The organism is Streptomyces camelliae (assembly GCF_027625935.1).
Taxonomy (GTDB): domain Bacteria; phylum Actinomycetota; class Actinomycetes; order Streptomycetales; family Streptomycetaceae; genus Streptomyces; species Streptomyces camelliae.
The window spans coordinates 7,251,848-7,276,470 of sequence record NZ_CP115300.1; the positions used below are offsets into that span (position 1 = coordinate 7,251,848).

The window sequence follows — 24,623 nt, forward strand, 5'->3', positions numbered from 1 at the left end:
TCGTTTTCTTACAGGTACTTCTTCAGCTCCCGCCGCGCCAGCGACCGCTGGTGCACCTCGTCCGGGCCGTCGGCCAGCATCAGGGTGCGGGCGCTCGCGTACAGCTCGGCCAGCGGGAAGTCCTGGCTCACCCCGCCCGCGCCGTGCAACTGGATGGCCCGGTCCAGGATGCCGACCACCGCCCGCGGAGTGGCGATCTTGATGGCCTGGATCTCCGTGTGGGCGCCCTTGTTGCCGACGGTGTCCATCAGCCAGGCCGTCTTCAGCACCAGCAGCCGCAGTTGCTCGACGGTGACCCGCGCGTCGGCGATCCAGTTCTGGACCACTCCCTGCTGGGCCAGCGCCTTGCCGAACGCCGTGCGGGAGACCGCCCGGCGGCACATCAGCTCGATCGCCCGCTCGGCCATGCCGATCAGCCGCATGCAGTGGTGGATCCGGCCGGGGCCGAGCCGGGCCTGGGCGATGGCGAAGCCGCCGCCCTCCTCGCCGATCAGGTTGGTGACCGGCACGCGCGCGTGGTCGAAGATCACCTCGGCGTGGCCGCCGTGCGAGTGGTCCTCGTAGCCGAAGACCTGCATCGCGCGCTTGACGGTGACGCCCGGGGTGTCGCGTGGGACCAGGACCATGGACTGCTGGCGGCGGATGTCGGCGCCGTCGGGGTCCGTCTTGCCCATCACGATGAAGATCGCGCAGTCCGGGTTCATCGCCCCGGAGATGTACCACTTGCGGCCGGTGATGACGTACTCGTCGCCGTCCCGCTCGATGTGCGTGGTGATGTTCGTGGCGTCGGAGGAGGCGACCTCCGGCTCGGTCATCGCGAACGCCGAGCGGATCTCACCGGCCAGCAGCGGCTCCAGCCACTGCTTCTTCTGCTGCTCGTTGCCGAACTGCGCCAGCACCTCCATGTTCCCGGTGTCGGGCGCAGCGCAGTTCGTCGCGGTGGGCGCCAGATGCGGGGAGCGGCCGGTGATCTCGGCGAGCGGCGCGTACTGCAGGTTGGTCAGTCCCGCGCCGTACTCGGCGTCGGGCAGGAAGAGGTTCCACAGCCCCTGCTTGCGGGCCTCGGCCTTCAGCTCCCCGACCACCGCCGGGGTGTCCCAGGGAGAGGCGAGCCGCGCCCGCTGCTCCTCGGCGACCGGCTCGGCCGGGTACACGAACTCGTCCATGAAAGCGAGCAGCTTGGCGCGCAGTTCCTCGGTGCGCGCGTCGAACGCGAAGTCCATTTCTGGATCAGCCTTCCTGGAGAGTGGTCAGTCCGTGGTCGATGAAGACGGGTACGAGGTCGCCGATCCGGTCGAAGCCGCGCCCGACCGTCTGGCCGAGGGTGTACCGGTAGTGGATGCCCTCCAGGATCACGGCGAGCTTGAACCAGGCGAACGCCGTGTACCAGGAGACGGCCGACACGTCCCGTCCCGAGCGCGTGGCGTACCGCTCGATCAGCTCCTGCGGGGAGGGGTGCCCGGCGGCCGTGGCGGTCGTGGAGATGGGGGAGTCGGGCAGTTCCAGCGGCCGGCTGTACATCACCAGCAGGCCCAGGTCGGTGAGCGGGTCGCCGAGGGTGGACATCTCCCAGTCGAGGATGGCCTTGATCCGGTCGTCGTCCCCGATGAGGACGTTGTCGAGGCGGTAGTCGCCGTGCACGACGGCGGGTGCGGGGGAGACGGGCAGCTCCCGGCCCAGGGCCGCGTGCAGCTCGTCGATGCCGGGCAGGTCGCGGTTGCGGGAGGCGTCCAGCTGCTTGCCCCAGCGGCGCAGCTGGCGGTCCAGGAATCCCTCGGGCCGGCCGAAGTCGGCGAGGCCCACCTCGGCGGGGTCCACCGCGTGCAGCTCGACCAGCGTGTCCACGAGGGACAGCACCGCGTTCCGGGTGCGGTCGGCGCCGAGCGGGGCGAGCTGTTCCGCCGTGCGGTACGGGGTGCCCTCGACGAACTCCATGACGTAGAACGGTGCCCCGAGCACCTCTGTGTCCTCGCACAGCAGCACCGGGCGCGGGACCGGCACCTGGGTCGGGTGCAGGGCGCTGATCACCCGGTGCTCGCGCTTCATGTCGTGCGCGGTGGCCAGCACGTGGCCGAGCGGGGGGCGCCGGACGACCCACTTCGCGGTGCCGTCGGAGACCGCGTAGGTGAGGTTCGACCGTCCGCCCTCGATCAGCCGGCCGGTCAGCGGGCCGCCGACGAGACCGGGGCGCTCGCGGTCGAGCAGGGCGCGCAGCCGGTCCAGGTCGAGTCCGGGCGGGTGGTCGGTGCTCATACGGCACTCCTACGAACGGGTGAACAAGACCCGTTCATGATGCCGACCGGTCGGTATGCCGTCCAGTGCGCAGGCCGAAGACGAGGCCAAACGTGACCGGAGCCACGATAGGCCGAACGGGGTCAGTGGTCGTCCCAGTGATCCCCGTGCTCGGCGTGCCGGTGTCCGTCGTGCAGATAGTCGACATGGTCGCCGTGCCGCACCTGTGCGTGCCCGCACTCGTCGTGGTGCACGTGCTCATGGTCCTTGTGCGGGGCGTGCCCGGCCGGCTCGCACTCGTCCCAGTGGCCCGCGTGCTCGCGGTGCAGATGCCCGTCGTGCGCGTAGTCCAGGTGGTCGCCGTGGTGCACGGCGGTGTGCCCGCAGTCCGGACCGTGGCGGTGGGTGCCGTGATCGGTGTGTTCCTGGTGAGGGGTGGCCATGGTGCTCACCTTCGGATCGGGGTTCTGACGACGCACAGGCTACGCGCGATCGGTGCATATATCGTCAAATCGGGCGCGCGTGACGCGGGGTGGGCGACCGTACAGCACCGCCGCCGTCGCATGGCGAGGAGCGCGCAGGGCCCGTCGGTGAGGCCGGTGGCCGAGGCGCCGCCGTGCAGGGCGGTCCTGACGGCGAGTGCGGCGGCCGGCGGCGTCGTACGACACCGGGCCGGCCGGGTGCGCTCCGGCTGCGACCCCCGGTCGCGGCGCCCGCGTCCCGTACCCGCTCCGGTGCGAACCACAGCCGGACGTTCTCGACGAATTCGGTCACGCCGCCGACTCCGCCGGCATCTCACCTGCCCGAACGGAACGCCCGCAGCCTCTCGTACGCCGCCCGCCCGTCCGGCACCCACTCCCACTCGGCGAGCCGCCGCTCGACCTCCTCCTCGGGCAGGAAGCCGTGCCACTGGACCTCCTCCACCTGGGGCCGCACCGGCAGCTCGCAGCGCACCTGGTACACCGCCGACCACCAGCTCGCCCCGGCCCCGTCGTCGTACAGGAACTTGAAGAGGAACTCCGGCCGCGGCAGCCCGCTCACCCCCAGCTCCTCCTCGGCCTCCCGCAGTGCCGCCTCGTCGTAGGACTCGCCCGCCCCCACGACCCCGCCGACGAACATGTCGTACAGCGAGGGGAAGACCAGCTTGGTGGCCGTGCGGCGGTGCACGAAGAGCCGGCCGGACGCGTCCCGGACCTCGATGAACGCACAGCGGTGGCGCAGGCCCCGGGCGTACGCCTCGCCGCGCGGAGACCGGCCGACGACCCGGTCGTGCTCGTCGACGATGTCGAGGATCTCCTCAGCAGGGTTCATGCCTCCATCCAAGCAGGACACTCAGCGGCGCTGGAGGTCGCGGGCCGGGGGTTCCGCCTCCGCCGTGCCGCACGGCATCGCCGGGTGCAGCCCGAGCAGCACGATGCCCCCCACCACGGCCGCGAGCCCCGCCGCCTCCCAGGCCAGCGCGCCGGTGTCGGTGCGCAGCCGGTCGCCGAGGAAACCCACCCCGCACAGGATGCCGGCGAGCGGCTCGGCCGCGGTCAGCGCGGGCAGCGACATGCGCAGCGGGGCGGTCTCGAAGGCGCTCTGCACGAGGATCAGCCCGGTGACCCCGCACACCAGCACCCCGTACGGCTGCCAGCCGGTGACCAGCTCGGCGAAGCCGCCCTCGGCGAAGCGGATGCCGCTCACCCGGGTCAGCGCGTCCTGCACGCCGTACAGCAGCCCGGCCGCGGTGGCCAGCAGCACCGGTCCCCAGCTGAGCCGGGAGCGCTTGCCGTACATCGTGAGCACCAGGGCCACGCCCACCATCGCGCCGATGATCAGCCAGTGCCGCAGCGGATCGGAGACGGCGTGGCCGGCCCGTGGCTCGCCCGCCGTGATGAACGCGCTCACCCCGCCCGCGAGCAGCAGCAGCCCCGCCCAGCCCTGGCGGCCCAGTGGCTGTCCGGTCCGGTACCGGGAGAGGGTGAGCGCGAACAGCAGGTTGGTCGCGAGCAGCGGTTCCACCAGGGAGATCTCGCCCTTGCCGAGGGCGATCGCGCCCAGCACCATGCCGGCCACCATCAGGGCGAGCCCGCCCAGCCAGCTCGGCACCCGCATCAGGTCGAGCAGCAGCCGGAAGGACAGGAAGTCGCTCAGCGGTGCCTTCTGTGCCGCGTCCTGCTGGAGCACGAACCCGAAACCCACACAGCAGGCGGCACTCACGGCGAGCAGGAGAACCAGAACGGACACGCTGCGTACCTCGATCATCCGGCCGGACCACGGGCGTGTAATGGCCGACTGTAGCGTCCCCGGGGCGGTATCGACCCGGAAGTGCCCGCAATCGGGGAGCGGCGGGCAGTCGGCTCGCCATGCTCCGTGGCTGAGCCCTCTCGCGCCATGGCGTACGCCACAGCTGCGGGCCGGAATCCCGCGCGCGGCCGGGCCCACCTGCACAGGGACCCTCAAGTTCCGCTTAAGAACCGGAAGTTGAACCTGTCAACAGGTCGCGTTCCGCTTGACGCAAACCTTGGCTGGGGGTTTGCTGTGCGTGATCGGTCGATGGCAGCCCGAGATACAGGAAGTTCCGCGGTGCCCCCACCTCTCCCACCCCTGCTCGGCGCGGGCCGGGCCCCCACGGACCAGTCCGGCGACACCGCCCCGGACGACACCGCCCCGGACGACTCCGGCGCCTTCGACGACGCCCTGGACGACGCCGAACTGCGCACCGCGCGCGCCGCGTTGGCGCAGGGCAGGCGCCAGGCCGCCCGTTCCCTGCTGCTGCACACCGGCGACGACTGGGACCGCCGCGGACACCGCCTCACCGTGCTCGCCCGGGAGCCGTACGCCGTCGCCTGGGCCCGGGACTGGCAGCTCGCCGAGCCCGGTTCCGCCGACGCCGCCGCCCTGGCCGCCCTCGCCCTGGTCGACCGTGCCCTGCGCGGCAAGGAGGACCCCGACCGGGCCCGCGAGGCCTGTGCCGCGGCCGCCGCGCTCGCCCCCGCCGACCCCACCCCCTGGCTCGGCCTGCTCCAGCTGGCCCGGACCCTCGGACAGGAGCGTGAGCTGCTCGGTACCTTCGCCGAGCTGCGCCGCCGCCACCCCGAACACCACCACGCCCACCATCTGCTGCTCGCCCGGCTCGCCGAACGGCCCGCGGGCGGCCGGGGCGCCGAGGCGCACGAGGTGTACGACGTGGCCGAGCTGGCCGCCGCCGAGGCCCCCGCCGACTCCCCGCTCGCCGTGCTGCCGGTTGTCGCGTACGCCGAGCGCTACCGGGTGCTGGCCGCCACCGGCCTGGCCCCCGCCGACCCGGCCGCCTCCGGGCACTGGTCCGGCCCCCGGGCCCGCCGGATCCTGCGCGCCTGCTTCGACTGGTGGCTGGAGTGGGAGCACGACGAGCACCCCCGCCGCCACATCGACCTCAACCACCTGGCGTTCGCGCTGTCCTGCGCCGGCCGCCCGGCCGAGGCGGCGGCCCTGTTCCAGCGCATCGGCCGGCACGCCACCCCGGCCCCCTGGTCCTACGCGCACCGCGACCCGCGCGCCTCCTTCCGCGAGGCCCGCGCCCGCGCGCTGAACGGCACGGTCCGCTGAACGGCGCGGTCCGCCGAGTCGTACGGCTCTCTGAGACGTACGTAAGAAGTGATTACGGAAGTCTGACCGCTGACCCCGTTCCCTGGCTCCGCACAGCCCCGAGTGCTCGAATGGATACGTGAACTCTGAACAATCCGAGGAGCCCGACGGCCGGCCCATCGGCCGCCGCGTCTTCCTCGGCACGCTCGGCCTGGGCGCGCTCGGCGTGGCCGCCGCGCCCACGCTGCAACGCGGTCTGGAGGGCTTCCTCGGCAGTGTCGCCGGCAAGGACCCCACCGGCCTGACCGGTCTGCTGCCCAACGGCGGCGGCTTCCGCTACTACTCCGTCGCCGCGTCGGTGCCGCACAAGACCGCCGCCGACTACCGGCTGAGGATCGACGGACTGGTCGACCACCCGCGCACCTACACCCTGGACGACCTGCGCGCCCAGCCGCAGACCCGGCTGGTCAAGGACGTCCAGTGCGTCACCGGCTGGCGGGTGCCCGGCACCCCCTTCGAGGGCGTCCGCCTCTCCCGCCTGCTGGACGCGGCGGGGGTCCACGGCACGGCGAAGGCGATCCGCTTCACCTGCTTCGACGGCACCTACACCGAGAGCCTCACCCTCGACCAGGCCCGCCGCCCGGACATCCTGGTCGCGCTGCGCATGCAGGACAAGGACATCGGCCACGACCACGGCGGCCCGGTCCGCCTCTACGTCGCCCCCATGTACTTCTACAAGTCCGCCAAGTGGCTCTCCGGGATCACGGTCACCGACCGGGTCGAGCCCGGCTACTGGGAGCACCTCGGCTACGACGTCGACGCCTGGGTCGGCAAGTCGAACGGACGGACCGATGTCCCTACGAGCTGACACCCCGGCCCCGCCGAGCGCCCGGATCCGCCGCTTCGGACGGACCCAGCGGTGGGTGCACCGTACGACGGCCCTGCTGATGGGCGTGTGCGTGGTGACGGCGGCGATCCTCTACATCCCGCAGCTGGCGATCATGGTCGGCCGCCGCGAACTGGTCGTCCGCATCCACGAGTGCGCGGGCCTCGCCCTGCCGGTGCCGGTCCTGCTGGGCCTCGCCTCCCGTGGCTTCCGCGCGGACCTGCGCTTCCTCAACCGCTTCGGCCCGCACGACAAGGTCTGGCTGCGTGCCGCGCTGGTCCGTGACAAGCGCCACAGCTCCCGTCCGGCGGGCAAGTTCAACGCCGGCCAGAAGATCTACGCCGCCTGGATCGCCGGTGCCACGCTGGTCATGCTCGGCACCGGCCTGCTGATGTGGTTCACCCATCTCGCCCCGCTGATGTGGCGCACCTCGGCGACCTTCGTCCACGACTGGCTGGCCCTGACGATCGGCGTGGTCCTCGCGGGACACATCGGCATGGCCCTGGGCGACCCGGAGGCGCGCAGGGGGCTGCGCACGGGGACGGTCAGCAGGGAGTGGGCGAAGCGGGAACACCCGTTGTGGCGCCCCTGAGCGATGCCCCGATGGAGTTGGCCCCCGCGTGGCCCGCCGTCCCGGGACCGGCGGGCCGACGCCTCGAAGGGCGCCGTCGCGGGGTATGCGGAACCTACGCCGGTGCCGGCAAAAATGGAAGCCCCGATTCCTGTTGACCCTCGGACGTGCGCAGACGCACCCTGAACCGCACGCACCACGAGGAGCACAGGATGAGCCGAGCCACCGCCACGCACCGCGTCGTCGAGTACTGGACGGACCAGGACACCCACGTGATCTTTCCCGTCGAGCGGAGCGAGGAAGTCGACCGCATGACCGACGCGCAGCTGATCGCGACGTACGGGAAGCCCGAGGACGGGGCCGTGGCACGCATCGTCCACTAGGCCCGCCGGCGGCCCCCGTTCAGCCGGCGAAGTCCAGCAGCACCTTGCAGGACCGGCTCCGGTCGGCGGCCAGCGCGAAGGCGTGCTCGGCCGAGTGCACCGGCACCACGGCACTGATCAGCTCGTCGAACTGCGGCCGCGCAGCGAGCAGATGGAGGGCGTCGTCGAACTCGGCGCCGAAGCGGAACGCGCCCCGCAGCTCGATCTCCCGGCTGACCAGCAGGTTCCCGGCGAACGGGCTCTGTCCCGGCGGCAGCATGCCGAGCTGGACGACCACGCCCCCGCGCCGTACCAGCCGCAGACACGTGTCGAGCCCGGCCGCGACCCCCGACGCCTCGACGGCCACGTCCACCTCCTCGGGCCACCCGGCGTCCGCCGGATCGTCGGCCCGGACGAGGGTGTCGGCCCCGGCGGCGGCCGCGAACTCCCGTGCCCGGGGCACGAGATCGCTCACCGTGACCCGAGCCGCGCCGGCCGCCTTCGCCGCCGCGACCACCAGGCACCCGATCGGCCCGGCCCCGGTCACCAGCACATGCCGGCCGGAGACGTCCCCGGCCCGCCGCACCGCGTGCAGCGCCACCGACAGCGGCTCGGCGAGCGCGGCACGGCGCAGCCCGAGGCCGTCCGGCAGCGCCCTCAACTGCCCGGCTGGCACGGCCACTCGGTCCGCGAACCCGCCCTGCACGTGCGGAAAGCGGGCCGCGCTGCCCAGATACCGGGTGTCCCGGCAGACGTTGGCGCGCCCGTCGGCGCACTCCGGGCATCGCCCGCACGGGGTGGCGGGGTGCACGGCGACCGCCGTACCCGGCGCGGGACCCGTGGCCCCGGCGCCGTAGGACACCACCGTGCCCACCACCTCGTGCCCGAGCAGCATCGGCTCGCGGAGCCGGAAGTCGCCGACCCCGCCGTGCCGCCAGTAGTGCAGATCCGAGCCGCACACCCCGCCGTAGCGGACGGCGACCAGGGCCTGGCCGGGCCCGGGTTCGGGCACCGGCAGCTCCGCGACCCGCAGATCGCCCGCGCCGTGGATCACACAACCCAGCATTCCCGCAGCCCCTTTCAGATGAGATGTCGGATCGGATGTCACAGGACGCTCGTCATGCCGCCGTCGACGTACAGGATCTGACCGCTCACGAAGTCGGCGGCCGGCGAGGCCAGGAAGAGCACACCGCCGACCAGGTCCTCGGTACGGCCCCAGCGGCCGGCCGGAGTGCGCCGGCGCACCCAGGCGCTGAACTCCCCGTCCTCGACCAGGGGCCGGGTCAGCTCGGTCTCGATGTAGCCGGGCCCGAGCCCGTTGACCTGGACGCCGTACGGCCCCCAGTCCGCGCACATGCCCTTGGTGAGCATCTTCAGGGCGCCCTTGGTGGCGGCGTAGGGCGCGATGCCGGGCCGGACGACCTCGCTCTGCAGCGAGCAGATGTTGACGATCTTGCCGTGGCCCCGCTCGGTCATCCGGCGGGCCGCCTCCCGGCCGACCAGGAAGGCGCTGGTGAGGTTGGTGTCCAGGATCCGGTGCCAGTCGGCGTCGGTGAACTCCAGCAGCGGGGCGCGCAGTTGCATGCCCGCGTTGTTCACCAGGATGTCCAGCGGGCCCACCCGCTCCTCGACGTCCGCGATCCCGGCGGCCACCGAGGCGCCGTCGGTCACGTCGAACACCGCCGTGTGGATCCGGTCCCCGGGCAGCTCGGCCGCCGCCTCGGCCAGCCGGTCGCCGTCCCGTCCGTTGAGGACCACCGTGCAGCCGGCCTCGGCCAGACCGCGGGCCAGCGCGAGTCCGATGCCCCGGCTGGAGCCGGTGACCAGGGCTGTGCGGCCGCTGATGTCGAAGAGCGGGTGAGCCGTCATCGTCGTACCCCTCCTAGATGACCAGGGACAGCAGCAGGACCAGACCGCCGGCGACCACCGAGATGATCGTCTCCATCACCGACCAGGTCTTGACGGTCTGCCCGACGCTCAGCCCGAAGTACTCCTTCACCAGCCAGAAGCCGGCGTCGTTGACATGGCTGAAGAAGAGCGAGCCGGCGCCGATGGCGAGGACCAGCAGGGCGGCGTGGGTGGTCGACATGTCGGCCGCGAGCGGTGCGACCAGGCCGGCCGCCGAGACCGTCGCCACCGTCGCCGAGCCCGTGGCCAGCCGGATCACGACCGCGATCAGCCAGGCCAGCAGCAGCGCCGGGATCGACCAGTTCTTGGAGATGTCCAGGATCATCTTGCCCACGCCGGAGTCGATCAGCGTCTGCTTGAAGCCGCCGCCCGCGCCGACGATCAGCAGGATGCCGGCGATCGGCATCAGGCCCTTGTCGACCGTCTGCTGGAGCCGCTCCTTGGTGAACCCGGCGGCCCGGCCGAGCGTGAAGAAGCCGACGATGACAGCGGCGAGCAGCGCGATCAGCGGGGAGCCGATGACGTCGAAGACCCGCTGGGTGTGGTTCGCCGGGTTGTCCACGACGATGTCCACCAGCGCCTTGGCCAGCATCAGCACCACGGGCAGCAGCACGGTGGCGAGCGTCGCGCCGAAGCCGGGGCGGCGCTCCAGCTCGTCCGAGGCGCGCTGCGGCAGCATCCGCTCGGGCGCCTGGACGTCCACCCAGCGGGCGGCGACCTTCGAGAACAGCGGACCGGCGATGATCACGGTCGGTATGGCGACCAGGATGCCGAGCGCCAGGGTCACACCCAGGTTGGCCTTGACCGCGTCGATCGCGACCAGCGGGCCGGGGTGCGGCGGGATCAGGCCGTGCATCACGGACAGACCCGCGAGGGCCGGGATGCCGATGCGCATCAGGGAGTAGTTGCCGCGCTTGGCGACCATGAGCACGACCGGGATCAGCAGCACGATGCCGACCTCGAAGAACAGCGGCAGGCCGATCACGGAGGCGATGAGCACCATCGCCCACGGCATCGCCCGGCCTCCCGCCTTGGCGAGGATCGTGTCGACGATCTGGTCGGCGCCGCCGGAGTCGGCGAGCAGCTTGCCCAGGATCGCCCCGAGCGCGATCAGGACGCCCACGCCGGCCACCGTGGCACCGAGCCCGGTGGTGAAGCTGGTGATGGCCTTGTCGAGCGGTGCCCCGGCGGCCGCTCCGAGCGCCAGTGACCCGATGGTCAGCGCCAGGAAGGCATGGAGCTTGAACTTGGTGATGAGCAGGACGATCACCGCGATGCCCACCAGGACGGCGATGCCCAGCTGGGCGTGTCCGGCGGAGGTGATCGGCGGAGGCGCGTCCGCTGCCAGCATCTCGACACTGAGTCTGGTCACGGGGGTTCCCTTGCGGTTATGGGGATTTTTCGGGGGTGTCCGCGGACAAGGGGGACTGCTTCGGGGGTGTCCGCGGACAAGGGGGATAACGCGGATGCGGCTGTCACGCGGATGCCGTCGGAAGCGCGGTCAGCGCCTGTACGGCGCGCTCGGTGATCTCCTCCGGGCTGCCGCTGACGTCGACGGCGACTCCCGCCTCGTCCGGCTCCAGCGGCTGCAGCGTGGCGAACTGGGAGTCCAGCAGCGCGGTCGGCATGAAATGCCCCTGCCGGTGACCCATCCGGTCCTCGATCAGCTTCCGGTCGCCCGTGAGGTGCACGAACACGATCCCGGGAGCGGCGGCCCTGAGCCGATCGCGGTACGACCGCTTCAGCGCCGAGCTGCTGACCACCCCGCCCAGCCCGGCCCGCCCGTGCGCCCAGTGCCCGATGGCGTCCAGCCACGGCCACCGGTCGGCGTCGTCCAGCGGGGTCCCGGCCGACATCTTGGCGATGTTGGCCGGCGGATGGAAGTCGTCGCCCTCGGCGTACGGGACGCCCAGCCGCGCGGCGAGCAAGGGACCGATCGTGGTCTTGCCCGTCCCCGCGACGCCCATCACGACGACGACCTGGGGGGTACGCATTACTGCCTCGCTGTCTTCCTCGACATCCGACGCCACATCGGCGTCGCCACACTGAAACCCATTAGGTACGACGAATTCAAGAGTCTGTGACATATAAGTCTGACTTTTTGCGCCGGTGATCCAAGTCGTACGCTGAGTGCATGACCACACCGGGCCGGGGGCTGCACGGCCATGTACTGGACACCCTCGGCCCCGCCATCACCGCGGGCGAGTACCCGCCGGGCAGCGTGCTGCGTACGGACGAGCTCGCCCAGCACTTCGAGGTCTCACGCTCCGTGATGCGTGAGGCGGTCCGCGTGCTCGAATCCATGCACCTGGTCGAGTCCCGCCGCCGGGTGGGCGTGACCGTCCGCCCGAAGTGCGAGTGGAACGTCTACGACCCGCAGGTCATCCGCTGGCGCCTGGCCGGCGCCGACCGCCCGCACCAGCTGCGCTCGCTGACCGTGCTGCGCTCCGCGATCGAGCCGGTCGCCGCGGGCCTCGCCGCGCGCAACGCGACGGCCGAGCAGTGCGCCGAACTCACCCAGTGCGCGCTCGGCATGGTGGCCAACTCACGCGGCCACAAGTTGGAGGAGTACCTGATCCACGACGTGGCCTTCCACCGCGTCATCCTCATCGCGTCCGGCAACGAGATGTTCGCCCGCCTCGGCGATGTCGTCGCGGAGGTGCTGGCCGGGCGCACCCATCACGAGGTCATGTTCGAGGACCCCGACCCGGCGGCGGTCACCCTGCACGTCCAGGTCGCGGAGGCGGTCCGCGAGGCCGACGCGGTCCGCGCCGAGGAACTGACCCGGCAGATCACCGTGGGCGCCCTCCACGAACTGGACATCCTGGCGCCCTAGTCAGGGTCAGTCCAGAATGTCCCCGTCCACGTAGACCCACGCCCAGTCGACCCGCTCGAACCGGCTGCGCTCGTGCAGCGAACCGCCCCGGTAGGAGGCGCGGAACGTCACGGTGCCGGTCGAGTGGAAGGCGGACCCGTCGGTGCGGTCCAGGATCTCCAGCCCCGTCCACCTCATCCGCGGATCGAGCTCCAGCCGCTCCGGCCGCGTCCGCGGATGCCAGGTGCGCAGCAGATACCCCGCGTCCCCCTCGACGAACGCGCTGTACCGCGAGCGCATCAGCGACTCGGCGCTCGGTGCGGCGGCGGTCCCCCGGTGGAAGCGGCCGCAGCAGGCGTCGTAGGACTGGGGGAGGCCGCAGGGGCAGGTACGCGAGGTCATGGGGCACATTCTGCCCGGGCCGGGGGAGGCGTCCGACTCGGGCCGGGTGCACAGTGGAAGGGCAGTGCAGCAGTTCAGGGAGGCGAGACGGACGATGACCGATCCCATGCGCAGCCGTCTTCCGGCCGTCAAGGAGTGGCGGCTGAACCTGTACCTCTCCGAGCACGACCCGGACACCACCGCCCGGATCGTGCTGGACACCGGCGACAACGTCCTGGAGAGCTGCGCGGAGGCACGCCGGAACCCGTACGACCCCGACGTACCGGAGATCGGCGACGAACTCGCGGCCGGGCGGGCGCTGATCGCCATGGGCCGCATGCTGCTCCGCGCCGCCGACGGTGACATCAAGGCGGTGGGGGCGGACGAGGCGGAGGAGGACCTGTCACCGCTGTGGACGGACCGGGAGTGAGGACCCTCACCGCCCCTTGCGGCCCTTGCGCAGGAACGTGCGCAGCCGGGTCAGCGGCCACGTGTTGATCACGTCCTCCGGGGTGAGCCAGCCGCGCTGCGCGGTGCCGACGCCGTAGCGCAGCTGGGCGAGATGCGGGACGGCGTGGGCGTCGGAGTTCACGGCGAACCGCACCCCGTGCTCCCTGGCGCGCAGGATGTCCTCGTCGCACAGGTCCAGCCGGTCCGGCTGGGCGTTGACCTCCAGCGCGGTACCCGTGCGGGCGCAGGCCGCGAACACCTCGTCCCAGTCGGCGTCGACGCCCGGCCGCTTGCCGATCAGCCGGGTCGTGGGGTGCCCGATGATGTTCACGTACGGGTTCTCGCAGGCCCGCACCAGCCGCTTGGTCATCGCCGCCCGCCCCAGGTCGAAGTGCGAGTGCAGCGAGGCCACGCACAGGTCGAAGCCCGCCAGGAAGTCGTCCGGCCAGTCCACCGCGCCGTCCGGGCCGATGTTGAGCTCCGTGCCGTGCAGCAGCCGCATCCGGTGGTGGGCGCCGTCCAGCTCCCGCACCCGCTCCCGCTGGGCGAGGATCTTCGCGTCGGTCATGCGCTGCATGTACAGGTTGGGCGCGTGGTCCGTCACCGCGTAGTACCGGTGACCGCGCTCGGCGGCCGCCGCGACCATCTCCTCCAGCGGGGCCAGGCCGTCGGTGAGGTCGGTGTGGGTGTGCAGATCGCCCCGTATGTCCTTCTCGGTCACCACCTCCGGCAGCTCGCCGTGCAGGGCCGCCTCGATCTCACCCCGGTCCTCCCGCAGCGTCGGCGGAATCCACGCCAGCCCGAGCCGGGCGTACACCTCCTCCTCGGTGCGGGAGGCCAGCGAGTCCCCGCTCTCGGCGTCGAACAGGCCGTACTCGGACAGCTTCAGCCCCTGGTGCACGGCGATGGTCCGGGTGCGGATGTTGTGCGCCTTGGAACCGGTGAAGTACTGCATCGCGGCGCCCCACGACTCCGGCGGCACCACCCGCAGGTCCACCTGGAGCCCCTTGCCGGTGCGCACCGACGTCTTCTTCGAGCCCCGCGCGATCACCTCGGCCGTGCCCGGCAGCTCGCACAGCGCCGCCATGAACGGCTCCGACCGCTGCGCCGCGACCAGGACGTCCAGGTCACCCACGGTCTCGCGCATCCGGCGCAGCGAACCGGCGTACGCGCAGCGCTTGCATCCGGTCACCTCGGACAGCTCGGCGACGATCTCCTCGGCCGTCTCCAGAGCCAGCGACAGCGGCACCCGGGCCCCCGCCTGCTGGAGCAGCTCGATGCCGTGCCGGATGTTCTCCTGCGTCTTCTCGCCGAAGCCCCGCAGATCGGCCAGGGCGTCCGCCTCGATCGCCGAGGCCAGCTCGCTCACCGACGCGATGTGCAGGTCCTCGTAGAGCCGCAGGGCCTTCTTCGGACCCAGACCGGGGATCGCGATCAGCTCCCGGACCCCGGCGGGGATCTTCGCCCGCCGCTCCTCGACCACCGCCATCTTCCCCGTGCGCAGGTACTCGATCACCTTGTCGGCGATCGACCGGCCCACGTTCGGGATCTCCCTGAGTCCGTCCTCGTCCAGCTTCGAGACGTCCGCCGGGAACCCGCCGATGGCACGCGCGGCCTTCTCGTAGGCGCGCGCCTTGAAGGCGTCGCCTCCCGTGATCGCGATGAGGTCCGCGTACTCCCGCAGGAGCGCCTCGACCTCCTCGTTGGGCCGGGCCACCCTTCAAGTCTAAGGAACGTCCTGGAGGACCGGCAGCGGCGGCAGCTTCGCCCCGTGCACCCACGCCTGGAACAGCCCGTCCACCGGCTCGTCCGCGAACCGGGCCACGTGCTCGGTGAACGCCGTCGTGGTCACCGACCCGTTCCGGTGCAGCCGCACCCAGCCACGCAGCATACGGAAGAACGCGTCGTCGCCCAGCGCGCAGCGCACCGCGTGCAGGGTCAGACCGCCCCGCTCGTAGAGCCGGTCGTCGAACATCTGCCGGCGGCCCGGATCGGCCAGCCGCAGATCCTGCGGCAGCGTCGAGAGCAACCGGTGTGCGGCGGCGGCCAGTTGCTGGGCGCTACGGCCGCCCGAACGCTCGGACCACAGCCACTCCGCGTACTTGGCGAAGCCCTCGTTCAGCCAGATGTGCCGCCAGTCGGCGATGGACACACAGTTGCCGAACCACTGGTGCGCCAGCTCGTGCGCCACCAGCCGCTCCGAACCCCGGGCGCCGTCCACGTGGTTGGCGCCGAACAACGACAACCCCTGTGCCTCGACCGGCACATCGAGCTCCTCCTCGGTCACCGCGACCGCGTACTCCTCGAACGGGTACGGCCCGAACAGCTCCTGGAACAGCTCCATCATCGCGGGCTGCCGCGCGAAGTCCCGGGAGAACTGCGGGAGCAGATGCGCCGGGATGTGCCCGTGCTGCGGCACCCCGCCCGGCCCCGGATCACCCAGCAGCACCGTCTGGAACCTGCCGATCGCGAGCCCGACGAGATAGCTGGAGGTGGGCGCGGACTGCTCGTACACCCAGGTGGTCGTGGACGCCTTCGTCGTCCGGGTCAGCAGCCGCCCGCCCGAGACCACCGCGTACGCCGACGGCGTGGTGACCGAGATCAGATACGACGCCTTGTCGGCCGGCCGGTCGTTGCACGGGTACCAGGACGGCGCCCCGACCGGCTGGCTCGCCACCAGCGCCCCGTCCGCCAGCTCCTCCCAGCCGAGCCCGCCCCAGGGGCTGTTCACCGGCTTCGGATTGCCGGACCAGTGCACCTCGACGGTGAAGGCCGCTCCGGCCCGCAGCGGCTTGGCCGGCTTCACCCGCAGCCTGCCGCCCCGGTGCGTGTAGTGCGGCTGCCGGCCGTCCACCCGGAGCCGGCCGATCCTGAAGTCGGCCAGGTTGAGCTGGAACTCCGTGAGCGGCGCCCGGCCGGCGATGGCGTTGATCCGGGCGGTGCCGGACAGCCGGTTGGGGCCGGGCCGGTAGTCCAGCGCGAGCTCGTAGCGATGCACCCGGTACTGCGGGTCACCGTGGTCCGGGAAGTACGGGTCCGGGCCGGCCGACTGCTGAACTGCCACTGCTGTGTCCGCTCCCTGCGCTGTGCCACGACTCCGCTCCGCCGGTGCACCGCTCGTCACATCATTCGCCTCCGGGCCGCAACAGCCGGCGCCGGGAGGGCGATCGTGCTCAACCCTTCGGGCCTCCGCGTGCTCGCCCTCCCGACCCCGGCGCGCCCCTTCGGTAGGGGGGGACGCCGAGAGGCCTGCGCTCACGGGCGCCACGCCTCGATCGGGTTGCCGAGCCAGCGGGTGTCGTCCGGGACGGACTCCGCGGCCATGACGAGCGACGCGGGACCCAGGGTCGTACGGGCCCCGACCGTGCTGCCGGGCAGCACGATCCCGCCAGGGCCCAGGGTGGCGCCCTCACGGAGGACCACAGTATCCGTCCGCAAGATCCGGTCGTGGAAGAGGTGGGTCTGCAGCACACAGCCGCGGTTGACGGTGGCGGCGTCCTCCAGGGTCACCAGGTCCGTCTCCGGCAGCCAGTAGCTCTCCACCCACACGCCCCGCCCGATGCGCGCGCCGAGCGCGCGCAGCCACGCCGTCATCACCGGCGTTCCCGGCACGGATCCGGCCAGCCACGGCACCGCCAGCACCTCGACGAACGTGTCCGCCAGCTCGTTGCGCCACACGAAGCCGCTCCACAGCGGATGCTCACCGGCCCGGTGCCGCCCCACGAGCGCCCACTTGGCGACGATCGAGACCTCGGCCGCCGTGGCACCGGCCGCGAACAGCACCAGCCCCGACAGCAGCGGCGCCCACGCCCCCAGCGCACACAGCACCGCCACCGTCGCCACGGCCAGCGCCGCCGAGCACAGCACGGGCACGATCCGGCACAGCTCCACCAGCCCGCGCGCCCACAGCAGCCGGGCCGGCGGGTCGAACGTACGGCTCTGGTCCCCGCCCGTGGCACTGCGCGGCAGCTTCACCGGCGGCAGCCCCAGATACGAGGTGCCCTTCTTCGCTTTCTTCGGCGCTGCCGACAGCACCCCGACCAGGCCCCCGTCCGGCACGCTGCGCCCCGGCGCGGTCATCCCGGAGTTCCCGAGGAAGGCCCGCCGCCCGATCTGCGCCCGCCCGATCCGCACCCAGCCGCCGCCCAGCTCGTACGGCGCCGTCAGCGTGTCGTCCGCCAGGAACGCCCCGTCGCCGACCGTGGTCAGGCTCGGCAGCGCGAGCACGGTCGACACCTCGGCGCCCCGCCCGATCCGCATCCCCAGCAGCCGCAGCCACACCGGCGTGACCAGCCCGGCGTACAGCGGGAACAGCGTCTCGCGCGAGCGGTCCATCAGCTGCGTCACCGTCCACGCCTGCCAGCCGACCCGGCTGTGCGTCGGATGCGTGCCCTCGCGCAGCCCCACGCTCAAGCCCCGCACGGCGACCAGGATCAGCAGCGCGTACGCCAGCCCGTACGCCAGCGTGGCCGGCACCAGCCCGAGCGCGGCCCCGCGCAGGACCTCGCCGGCGGAGTCGCCCGGCGTCACGAACAGCAGGGCGACCAGCAGCGCGGCCACACCCGCGACCAGCGGCAGGGCGCTCAGCGCGAGACCGGTGAGGCCGTACATGACCCGCCAGTACCGGCCCCGCTGCGGGCGTTCCTTCGGCCAGTTCCGCTTGGCCTTGCCGAGCTTGACCGCGGGCGCGCCCGCCCACCGCTGACCGGTCGGGATCTGCCCGGTGACCGCCGACCCGGGGGCCACCTCGGCCCGCTTGCCGACCCGGGCGCCCGGGAAGAGCATGCTGCGGGTGCCGACGGTGGCGTGCGCGCCGACCTTGACCGGGCCGATCTCCAGCCGGTCGCCGTCCAGCCAGTACCCGGACAGGTCGACCTCGGACTCCACGGCCGCGCCCCGGCCCAGCTTGAGCATGCCGGTCACCGGCGGCAGCGAGTGCAGGTCCACCTCGGACCCGACCTTCGCGCCCAGCGCCCGCGCGTACCGCTCCAGCCAGGAACCGGTCAGGGTGGTGGCCCCGCTGAACTCGGCCAGCCGCTCGGCCGTCCACAGCCGCAGGTGCACACTGCCGCCGCGCGGATACCGCCCCGCTTCGAGCCCCCGCAGCAGCAGCCGTGCCCCGCCCGCCGCGAGCGCGATCCGGCCGGGCGGGCTGAAGAACACCAGCGCGCCGGCCGCGAGCAGCCACCACGGGGCGGTCGGCAGCCAGGAGAACCCGGGCAGCAGATTCCCGGCGGCGGCCAGGACCAGCGTCCAGCGCAGCCCGAGCAGGGTGAACAGGGGAAGGAGCAGCAGGAGCTGGACGGCCTGGGCGCGGACCGGCACCGGCGCGACGGTACGCGTGCCGCCGTCGTCCTGCGCCGACTCCTCCAGCCGCCGGGCCAGCTTGCGCAGGGTGGGCTGCTGGTAGATGTCGAGGACGGCGGCGCTCGGGTATCGGGTGCGCAGCCGGGTCGTGAGCTGGGCGGCGGCCAGGCTCCCGCCGCCGATCGCGAAGAAGTCGTCGCCGGCGCCGCTCACCGGGATGCCGAGGACCTCCGCCCACTGCTCGGCGAGCCAGGCCTCGGTGCCGTACAGCTCGGCCTTCGGCGTCTCGACGCCCTCCAGCGGCCAGGGCAGGGCGTTCCGGTCCACCTTCCCGGACGTCCGGGTCGGCAGCTCGGCGACGGGCGCGAGCAGCGGCACCAGCGCGGCGGGCAGCTCGGCCCGCAGCTTCTCGACCGCGGCCGCGTGGTCCCAGCCGTCCTGGGTGACGACATAGCCGACGAGCAGCTGGTTTCCGCTGCGGGCGGTGCGCACGGCGGCGGCGGCCCCCGCGACGCCGGGCAGGGCCTGCAGCGCGGCATCCACCTCACCCAGCTCGATCCGCCGCCCGCCGAGCTTGATCTGCTCGTCGGCCCGTCCGAGGAAGACCAGCCCCTCGGGTTCGGCCTTGACGAGGTCACCGCTGCGGTACGCCCGCTCCCACCCGAGGGAGTCCAGCGGCGCGTACTTCTCCGCGTCCTTCTCGGCGTCGAGATACCGTGCGAGCCCGACCCCGCCGATCACGAGCTGCCCGCTGCCGCCCATGGCCACGGGCTCCCCGCGCTCGTCGACGACGGCGAGCTCCCAGCCGTTCAGCGGCAGCCCGATCCGGATGGGCTCCGTGCCGGTGAGCAGGGCGGCGCAGGCCACGACCGTCGCCTCGGTCGGCCCGTAGGTGTTCCACACCTCGCGCCCCTCGGTGACCAGCCGCTGCGCCAGCTCGGGCGGACAGGCCTCACCGCCGAAGATCAGCAGCCGTACGTCGCTCAGCGCCTCGGGCTCCCACAGCGCGGCCAGCGTCGGCACGGTGGACACGACCGTGATCTCCTGCTCGACCAGCCAGGGCCCGAGATCGGCACCGCTGCGGACCTGCGACCGGGGCACCGGCACCAGGCAGGCGCCGTACCGCCAGGCCAGCCACATCTCCTCGCAGGACGCGTCGAAGGCGACCGACAGCCCGGCCATGACCCGGTCACCGGGCCCGATCGGCTCCTCCGTGAGGAACAGCGCGGCCTCCGCGTCCACGAAGGCGGCGGCGCTGCGATGGGTGACGGCGACGCCCTTGGGCCTGCCCGTGGACCCGGAGGTGAAGATGATCCACGCGTCGTGCTCGGCACCGGGCCGCGCGGCGGGGGAGCCGGCGGCCGTGCCCTGCACACTGATGGCGTGCCCGGCCCCGACGACGGCCCGCACGTCCGCCTCCCCGAACACCAGCTCGGCCCGCTCGTCCGGGTCCTCGGCGTCGACGGGGACGTAGGCGGCACCGGCGGCGAGGACGGCGAGAATCGCGACGTACAGCTCATTGGTCCCCGACGGCACCCGCACCCCGACCCGGTCCCCGAGCCCGACCCCGGCACCGGCCAGCCTGCGCCGTAGCCGCTCCACCTCGGCGGCCAGCGCACGATAGGTGAGACAGACCGTGCCGTCGTCCAGGGCGGGCTCGTCCGGATGGGACCGTACGGTCGCCTCGAAGACGTCGACCAGGGTGCGCGGGGAGGCGGCGGGACGCGCGGAGAAACGGGCCCGGTCGCCGAACTGCGTGCGGATCTCTTCGTCGAGCAGGCCGAGAGCGCTGCTCTCGTCTATGGCTGCCATCGGGTCCTCACGTCGGTCCGGCTGAAGTCACAAGCCGGAAATTTTAGTACGACGCTAGGTGCCGGCCCTTTGTCCGGCCACTCGGGAGGGCTGTCCGGGCAGGTGCCGGGGACCGGACCGAGGTCGCTGACCTGCCGATCTTCGAGCCGGACGAGACATGCCCCACACAGAAGCCAAGGAGCGGACATTCAGGGGCAGTTGGTGCGCTCGAGGCACACGCAAGAGGGCCCCTGCCGAGCAGGGGCCCTCAGTGGTGTCCGAGGGGGGACTTGAACCCCCACGCCCGATAAAGGGCACTAGCACCTCAAGCTAGCGCGTCTGCCATTCCGCCACCCGGACAAGGTGTCTGTCGTGCGGAGGATTCCCTTGCGGCGGGCTTCCCTCGCGGCGACGAAGGAAACATTACCAGGCTTTCGGGGGTGGCTGATCACCCCCGGCCCCGGGCCGGTCGCGCGTGAACGGCGTGTGACGGGCCGGGACCGGTCTTGGGCCGCGGGTGGGGGCGGAGAGAGGATGAGGGCAACCACCAGCAGTGACAGCGGGAGGAAGCACGTGAGCGAGACGGACACGGCCAGGAGCGTCACCGGCGAGGACGAGGTCGTGGACCTCTGCCGCGAGCTGATCCGGTTCGACACCAGCAACTACGGCGACCACTCCGGCCCCGGCGAGCGCCAGGCCGCCGAGTGGGTCGCCGGGAAGCTCGCCGAGGTCGGGCTGGAGCCGAAGATCTACGAGTCGCACCCGGGCCGCGCCTCGACGGTGGCCCGCATCGAGGGCGAGAACCCGTCCCGGCCCGCGCTGCTGATCCACGGCCACCTGGACGTCGTACCGGCCAACGGCGTCGACTGGACCCACGACCCGTTCTCCGGCGAGGTCGCCGACGGGTGCGTGTGGGGGCGCGGGGCCGTCGACATGAAGGACATGGACGCGATGACCCTCGCCGTCGTGCGGGACCGGCTCAGGAGCGGACGGCGGCCGCCGCGGGACATCGTGGTCGCGTTCCTCGCCGACGAGGAGGCGGGCGGCACGTACGGCGCCCGGTACCTCGTCGACCACCACCCCGAGCTGTTCGAGGGCGTCACCGAGGCCATCAGCGAGGTCGGCGGCTTCTCGTTCACCGTGAACGAGCAGCGCCGGCTCTATCTGATCCAGACGGCCGAGAAGGGCATGCACTGGATGAAGCTGACCGTGGCCGGCACCGCCGGGCACGGGTCCATGATCCACCGGGACAACGCCATCACGGAGCTGTCCGAGGCCGTGGCCCGGGTCGGCCGGCACACGTTCCCCGTGCGGGTCACCAAGACCACCCGGGCCTTCCTGGACGAGCTGGGCGACGCGCTCGGCACCGAGCTGGACCCGGAGAACATGGAGGCCACCCTCGCCAAGCTCGGCGGCATCGCCAAGCTGATCGGCGCGACCCTGAGCAACACGGCCAACCCCACGCAGCTGAACGCCGGTTACAAGGTCAACGTCATCCCGGGCGAGGCCACCGCGCACATCGACGGACGGTTCCTGCCGGGATACGAGGAGGAGTTCCTCGGTGACCTCGACCGGCTGCTCGGCCCGAACGTCCGGCGCGAGGACGTCCACGCGGACAAGGCGGTCGAGACCGGCTTCGACGGGGCGCTCGTGGAGGCCATGCAGACCGCGCTGCTCGCCGAGGACCCCACCGCCAAGGCCATCCCCTACATGCTCTCCGGCGGCACCGACGCCAAATCCTTCGACGACCTCGGTATTCGCGGCTTCGGCTTCGCCCCGCTGAAGCTGCCGCCGGAGCTGGACTTCGCCGGCATGTTCCACGGCGTGGACGAGCGGGTGCCGGTCGACGGCCTGCAGTTCGGCGTACGGGTGCTGGACCGGTTCATCGACGCGTCGTGAGGCTTTGCCCTGGAGTAATCGGGCGCGCGTACGAGACCGAATGAGAAGAGTGAATCGGACCATAAGCTCGTAGCTCCATTACTCCCTCCTCGTTACAGCTGACGTGATCCCCGCACCTTGGGATCGCATTGCCAACGAGGAGGAAGTAATGATCAAGAAGGTCGTCGCTGCTGCGGCTGCCACCGGTGGGCTGGTTCTCGCGGGCGCGGGCCTGGCTGTCGCCGACTCCGGTGCTCAGGGTGCCGCCGTGCACTCCCCGGGTGTCATCTCCGGCAACGTCGTCCAGGTGCCCGTCCACGTCCCGGTGAACGTGTGCGGCAACACGATCAACGTGATCGGGCTCCTGAACCCCGCCTTCGGCAACACCTGCATCAACAAGTGACGCAGGCTCCCTGAGGGGGCGTGTGTGACAAGCCGTCGGCCCCGGAGCGCGCTCCATGCGCTCCGGGGCCGACCGGCCTTTTCGTTCCGAAAACGAAGCGAAAAGCAGCGAAGAGAAGCGAAGGCAGGGGGGAATCAGCATGCGACACAGCACACGCAAAGGCCTGATGACGATGGCCGCCGCGACCGGAGTGATCGCCGCCGCGAGCGGCTACGCCCACGCGGACGCCGGCGCGACCGGCACCGCCGCCGGCTCACCCGGCGTACTGTCCGGCAACACGGTGCAGGCGCCGGTGCACGCGCCGGTGAACATCTGCGGCAACACCGTGAACGTCGTCGGACTGCTCAATCCGGCGGTGGGCAACAAATGCGCCAACCACGGCGGTGCGTCCGGGGACCAGGGCGGCTACGGCGGCTCCGGAGGTTCAGGGGGCTCTGGTGGCTCTGGTGGCTCACACGCGGGCGGTCACACCGGCGGCTCGCCGGGCGTCGGCTCCGGCAACACCGTGCAGGTGCCGATCGACGCCCCGGTGAACGTCTGCGGAAACAGCGTGAACGTCATCGGTGTGGGCAACACCGCCACGGGCAACGACTGCGCCAACGGCGGGGGCGGGCACCAGACCCAGCCGCCGGGGGGCGGGAACGGGAACCCGCCCGGGGGCGGTCAGGGCACCCCGCCCGGTGGGGGCTCTGGAAACCCGCCTGGCGGTGGCGGCCACGGCAACCCGCCGGGGCAGCCCGGACATCCGGGTCACCCCGGGCAGCCGGGCCACCCGGGAGGTCCGACCACCCCGCCCGGCAAGGGCGGACACGGGCCGCAGGGGACCCCGGGAACCCACGGGCCCCACGGGTCCACGCAGGTCGGCCCGCAGGGCGGCCGTGACGCCCAGCTCCCGACCACGGCCCAGCTCGCCCACACCGGCAGCGATGTGCCGCTCGGCCTCGTGCTCCCGGTCGGCGCCGGCGCGCTCATCGCGGGCGCGGTGCTGTACCGCAAGGCGCGGGCCGCGGCCTAGGGGCCGACGACGGGTACGGACCGGCCCGTACGGCACTGTGGGCCGTACGGCCTGGTGAACGGAGCGGGCCCTGCCATGCCGGCCGGGCCCGCTCCGTTCATCTTTCCCGCCTCACCACGTGGCTCGCACCTGGCGGATGATCCGCCGGCGCAACCGCACCCTGCGGCTGCCATCGCGCATCAGGCTCAGTCGGTCCAACTCCCAGTGTCCGTACTCGGCATGGTCCGTCAGCAGACGTGTGGCCTCCTTGCGGGAGATCCCGCGAGGTACGTACACGTCGACAAATTCGTATTCCGGCATCGCATCTATTGTGCGGGCTGGGGCCCGGTACGGATAGCGTCTGCACTATGTCTGATGCTGCGCAGCCCACCGCTGCCGAGGTACGTGCGGCCGCCGAGGCGGTCAAGACCGCGCTCGACCGTCATCTGGCGGCGGTCGAACGCAGGTCGGGGGACGACGACCCGGCCGTCTCCGAGGCGTTCAACCAGCTGGCCGCGGCCGCCGAGGTGTACGACGAGCTGCTCTACGACCGTTACGACGAGGTCACGCCCTTCGAGATCCCCGGTGCGGAAGAGCTGCCGCCGTACGCGGGCCCCGAGGAACCGAACGCGATCAGCGTGCTGATCCGCCGCGACTACGCCGTCGCGGAACCCCAGCGGCTGCTCGCGCAGGCCCAGCGGGTCGAGGCGGCGGAGTACGACGAGACCGGCGGCTCGGCCGAGGGCGCCGCCGGTACGGTCCCCGGGGCGCTGGGCGTTCTCTTCGGCGAGTTCGAACCGGACGAGATCGCCTCCCGGCACAAGGAGTTCGGCCTGGAGGAGGGCGACTCCACGCTCTGGGTCACCGCGGCGGAGGAGCCCCCCGAGGCCGGGGAGTGGCTGGAGACACCGTTCGATCACATCGACCCGCAAGGGGTGGTGTGCCGGTTCGACGTCAGCGCGATGTTCGACGACGAGGAAGACGGCGAGGACGAGGATCTCGAATTCGTCGAGGACGAGGACGGGGATCTGGAGCCGCTGGACACCAGGAAGTGAGCGGAACCGGCGGTGCTGTAGGGGCCTGAGGCCGGTAC

At 72.1% G+C, this 24,623-nt stretch carries 24 protein-coding genes and 1 tRNA gene; 10 read left to right on the forward strand and 15 right to left on the reverse strand.

The features are described from left to right. Nucleotides 1-8 precede the first annotated feature (8 nt). From O1G22_RS33220 to O1G22_RS33240, 5 genes are all read right to left on the reverse strand, one after another. On the reverse strand, nt 9-1,223 hold the full coding sequence (locus O1G22_RS33220; RefSeq protein WP_225098335.1) for an acyl-CoA dehydrogenase family protein: 1,215 nt from the start codon (nt 1,221-1,223) through the stop codon (nt 9-11). 7 nt (nt 1,224-1,230) lie between these two features. Beyond that, nucleotides 1,231-2,253, reverse strand: coding sequence for a phosphotransferase family protein (locus tag O1G22_RS33225; protein WP_270084689.1), 1,023 nt, complete (start codon nt 2,251-2,253; stop codon nt 1,231-1,233). A gap of 122 nt (nt 2,254-2,375) precedes the next feature. Beyond that, nucleotides 2,376-2,675, reverse strand: a complete 300-nt coding sequence (locus tag O1G22_RS33230) for a hypothetical protein (protein ID WP_270084690.1) — start codon at nt 2,673-2,675, stop codon at nt 2,376-2,378. Between the two features lie 352 nt (nt 2,676-3,027). Then, nucleotides 3,028-3,543, reverse strand: coding sequence for an NUDIX domain-containing protein (locus O1G22_RS33235; RefSeq protein WP_270084691.1), 516 nt, complete (start codon nt 3,541-3,543; stop codon nt 3,028-3,030). 21 nt (nt 3,544-3,564) lie between these two features. Continuing rightward, nucleotides 3,565-4,461, reverse strand: coding sequence for a DMT family transporter (locus O1G22_RS33240; RefSeq protein WP_270084692.1), 897 nt, complete (start codon nt 4,459-4,461; stop codon nt 3,565-3,567). A gap of 339 nt (nt 4,462-4,800) precedes the next feature. Here O1G22_RS33240 and O1G22_RS33245 point away from each other — a divergent pair, with 339 nt between their 5' ends. The 4 genes from O1G22_RS33245 to O1G22_RS33260 all read left to right on the forward strand — a co-directional run bounded on the left by O1G22_RS33245 (nt 4,801) and on the right by O1G22_RS33260 (nt 7,624). After that, nucleotides 4,801-5,805 (forward strand): hypothetical protein, encoded by a 1,005-nt coding sequence (locus O1G22_RS33245; protein WP_333492402.1) that lies wholly within the window; start codon nt 4,801-4,803, stop codon nt 5,803-5,805. Between the two features lie 118 nt (nt 5,806-5,923). Continuing rightward, on the forward strand, nt 5,924-6,652 hold the full coding sequence (locus tag O1G22_RS33250; RefSeq protein WP_225098329.1) for a molybdopterin-dependent oxidoreductase: 729 nt from the start codon (nt 5,924-5,926) through the stop codon (nt 6,650-6,652). Continuing rightward, a complete protein-coding gene (locus O1G22_RS33255; RefSeq protein WP_270084694.1) occupies nt 6,636-7,262 on the forward strand; it encodes a cytochrome b/b6 domain-containing protein in 627 nt (208 codons plus the stop codon). The genes O1G22_RS33250 and O1G22_RS33255 overlap by 17 nt, the downstream gene beginning before the upstream one ends. 191 nt (nt 7,263-7,453) lie before the next feature. Next, a complete protein-coding gene (locus tag O1G22_RS33260) occupies nt 7,454-7,624 on the forward strand; it encodes a hypothetical protein (protein ID WP_225098327.1) in 171 nt (56 codons plus the stop codon). Nucleotides 7,625-7,643: 19 nt separating this feature from the next. Here the strand turns inward: O1G22_RS33260 and O1G22_RS33265 are convergent, their stop codons facing one another. The 4 genes from O1G22_RS33265 to O1G22_RS33280 form a co-directional block, all read right to left on the reverse strand. Then, on the reverse strand, nt 7,644-8,669 hold the full coding sequence (locus tag O1G22_RS33265) for an L-idonate 5-dehydrogenase (RefSeq protein ID WP_270084695.1): 1,026 nt from the start codon (nt 8,667-8,669) through the stop codon (nt 7,644-7,646). A 38-nt stretch (nt 8,670-8,707) separates the two neighbouring features. After that, nucleotides 8,708-9,472 (reverse strand): SDR family oxidoreductase, encoded by a 765-nt coding sequence (locus tag O1G22_RS33270; RefSeq protein ID WP_270084696.1) that lies wholly within the window; start codon nt 9,470-9,472, stop codon nt 8,708-8,710. Between the two features lie 13 nt (nt 9,473-9,485). Further along, complete coding sequence (locus O1G22_RS33275; RefSeq protein WP_270084697.1) at nt 9,486-10,883, reverse strand: GntT/GntP/DsdX family permease; 1,398 nt, start codon at nt 10,881-10,883, stop codon at nt 9,486-9,488. A gap of 103 nt (nt 10,884-10,986) precedes the next feature. Beyond that, a complete protein-coding gene (locus O1G22_RS33280) occupies nt 10,987-11,505 on the reverse strand; it encodes a gluconokinase (protein ID WP_225098323.1) in 519 nt (172 codons plus the stop codon). A gap of 140 nt (nt 11,506-11,645) precedes the next feature. Between O1G22_RS33280 and O1G22_RS33285 the strand changes: the two genes are divergently transcribed. Then, nucleotides 11,646-12,347, forward strand: coding sequence for a FadR/GntR family transcriptional regulator (locus O1G22_RS33285; protein ID WP_270084698.1), 702 nt, complete (start codon nt 11,646-11,648; stop codon nt 12,345-12,347). 6 nt (nt 12,348-12,353) lie between these two features. Here O1G22_RS33285 and O1G22_RS33290 read toward each other — a convergent pair whose 3' ends face one another. Continuing rightward, nucleotides 12,354-12,728 (reverse strand): YchJ family protein, encoded by a 375-nt coding sequence (locus O1G22_RS33290; RefSeq protein ID WP_270084699.1) that lies wholly within the window; start codon nt 12,726-12,728, stop codon nt 12,354-12,356. A 94-nt stretch (nt 12,729-12,822) separates the two neighbouring features. On the opposite strand from O1G22_RS33290, the gene O1G22_RS33295 reads away from it, so the two are divergent. Further along, nucleotides 12,823-13,137: a dsRBD fold-containing protein gene (locus O1G22_RS33295; RefSeq protein ID WP_270084700.1), complete on the forward strand. Its 315-nt coding sequence runs from the start codon at nt 12,823-12,825 to the stop codon at nt 13,135-13,137. A gap of 6 nt (nt 13,138-13,143) precedes the next feature. Here the strand turns inward: O1G22_RS33295 and polX are convergent, their stop codons facing one another. The 4 genes from polX to O1G22_RS33315 all read right to left on the reverse strand — a co-directional run bounded on the left by polX (nt 13,144) and on the right by O1G22_RS33315 (nt 20,615). Then, nucleotides 13,144-14,874 (reverse strand): DNA polymerase/3'-5' exonuclease PolX, encoded by a 1,731-nt coding sequence (polX, locus tag O1G22_RS33300; protein ID WP_270084701.1) that lies wholly within the window; start codon nt 14,872-14,874, stop codon nt 13,144-13,146. Between the two features lie 9 nt (nt 14,875-14,883). Then, entirely contained in the window at nt 14,884-16,221 is a 1,338-nt protein-coding gene (locus O1G22_RS33305) for a M1 family metallopeptidase (protein ID WP_270084702.1), read from the reverse strand. A 191-nt stretch (nt 16,222-16,412) separates the two neighbouring features. Further along, nucleotides 16,413-20,276, reverse strand: a complete 3,864-nt coding sequence (locus O1G22_RS33310) for a Pls/PosA family non-ribosomal peptide synthetase (RefSeq protein ID WP_270084703.1) — start codon at nt 20,274-20,276, stop codon at nt 16,413-16,415. Nucleotides 20,277-20,527: 251 nt separating this feature from the next. Next, a tRNA-Leu gene (locus O1G22_RS33315) sits at nt 20,528-20,615 on the reverse strand. A gap of 213 nt (nt 20,616-20,828) precedes the next feature. Between O1G22_RS33315 and O1G22_RS33320 the strand changes: the two genes are divergently transcribed. From O1G22_RS33320 to O1G22_RS33330, 3 genes are all read left to right on the forward strand, one after another. Beyond that, complete coding sequence (locus O1G22_RS33320) at nt 20,829-22,154, forward strand: M20/M25/M40 family metallo-hydrolase (protein WP_270084704.1); 1,326 nt, start codon at nt 20,829-20,831, stop codon at nt 22,152-22,154. Between the two features lie 148 nt (nt 22,155-22,302). Beyond that, nucleotides 22,303-22,536 carry a chaplin ChpH gene (chpH, locus tag O1G22_RS33325; protein ID WP_067050615.1) on the forward strand — a complete coding sequence of 78 codons (234 nt, stop codon included), beginning with the start codon at nt 22,303-22,305 and terminating at the stop codon, nt 22,534-22,536. A gap of 139 nt (nt 22,537-22,675) precedes the next feature. Continuing rightward, nucleotides 22,676-23,551 carry a chaplin gene (locus tag O1G22_RS33330; protein ID WP_270084705.1) on the forward strand — a complete coding sequence of 292 codons (876 nt, stop codon included), beginning with the start codon at nt 22,676-22,678 and terminating at the stop codon, nt 23,549-23,551. Nucleotides 23,552-23,662: 111 nt separating this feature from the next. On the opposite strand, the gene O1G22_RS33335 is transcribed toward O1G22_RS33330, so the two are convergent. Beyond that, nucleotides 23,663-23,851: a DUF5703 family protein gene (locus O1G22_RS33335; RefSeq protein WP_225098313.1), complete on the reverse strand. Its 189-nt coding sequence runs from the start codon at nt 23,849-23,851 to the stop codon at nt 23,663-23,665. Nucleotides 23,852-23,898: 47 nt separating this feature from the next. Between O1G22_RS33335 and O1G22_RS33340 the strand changes: the two genes are divergently transcribed. After that, nucleotides 23,899-24,585 carry a hypothetical protein gene (locus O1G22_RS33340; protein ID WP_270084706.1) on the forward strand — a complete coding sequence of 229 codons (687 nt, stop codon included), beginning with the start codon at nt 23,899-23,901 and terminating at the stop codon, nt 24,583-24,585. Nucleotides 24,586-24,623 lie beyond the last annotated feature (38 nt).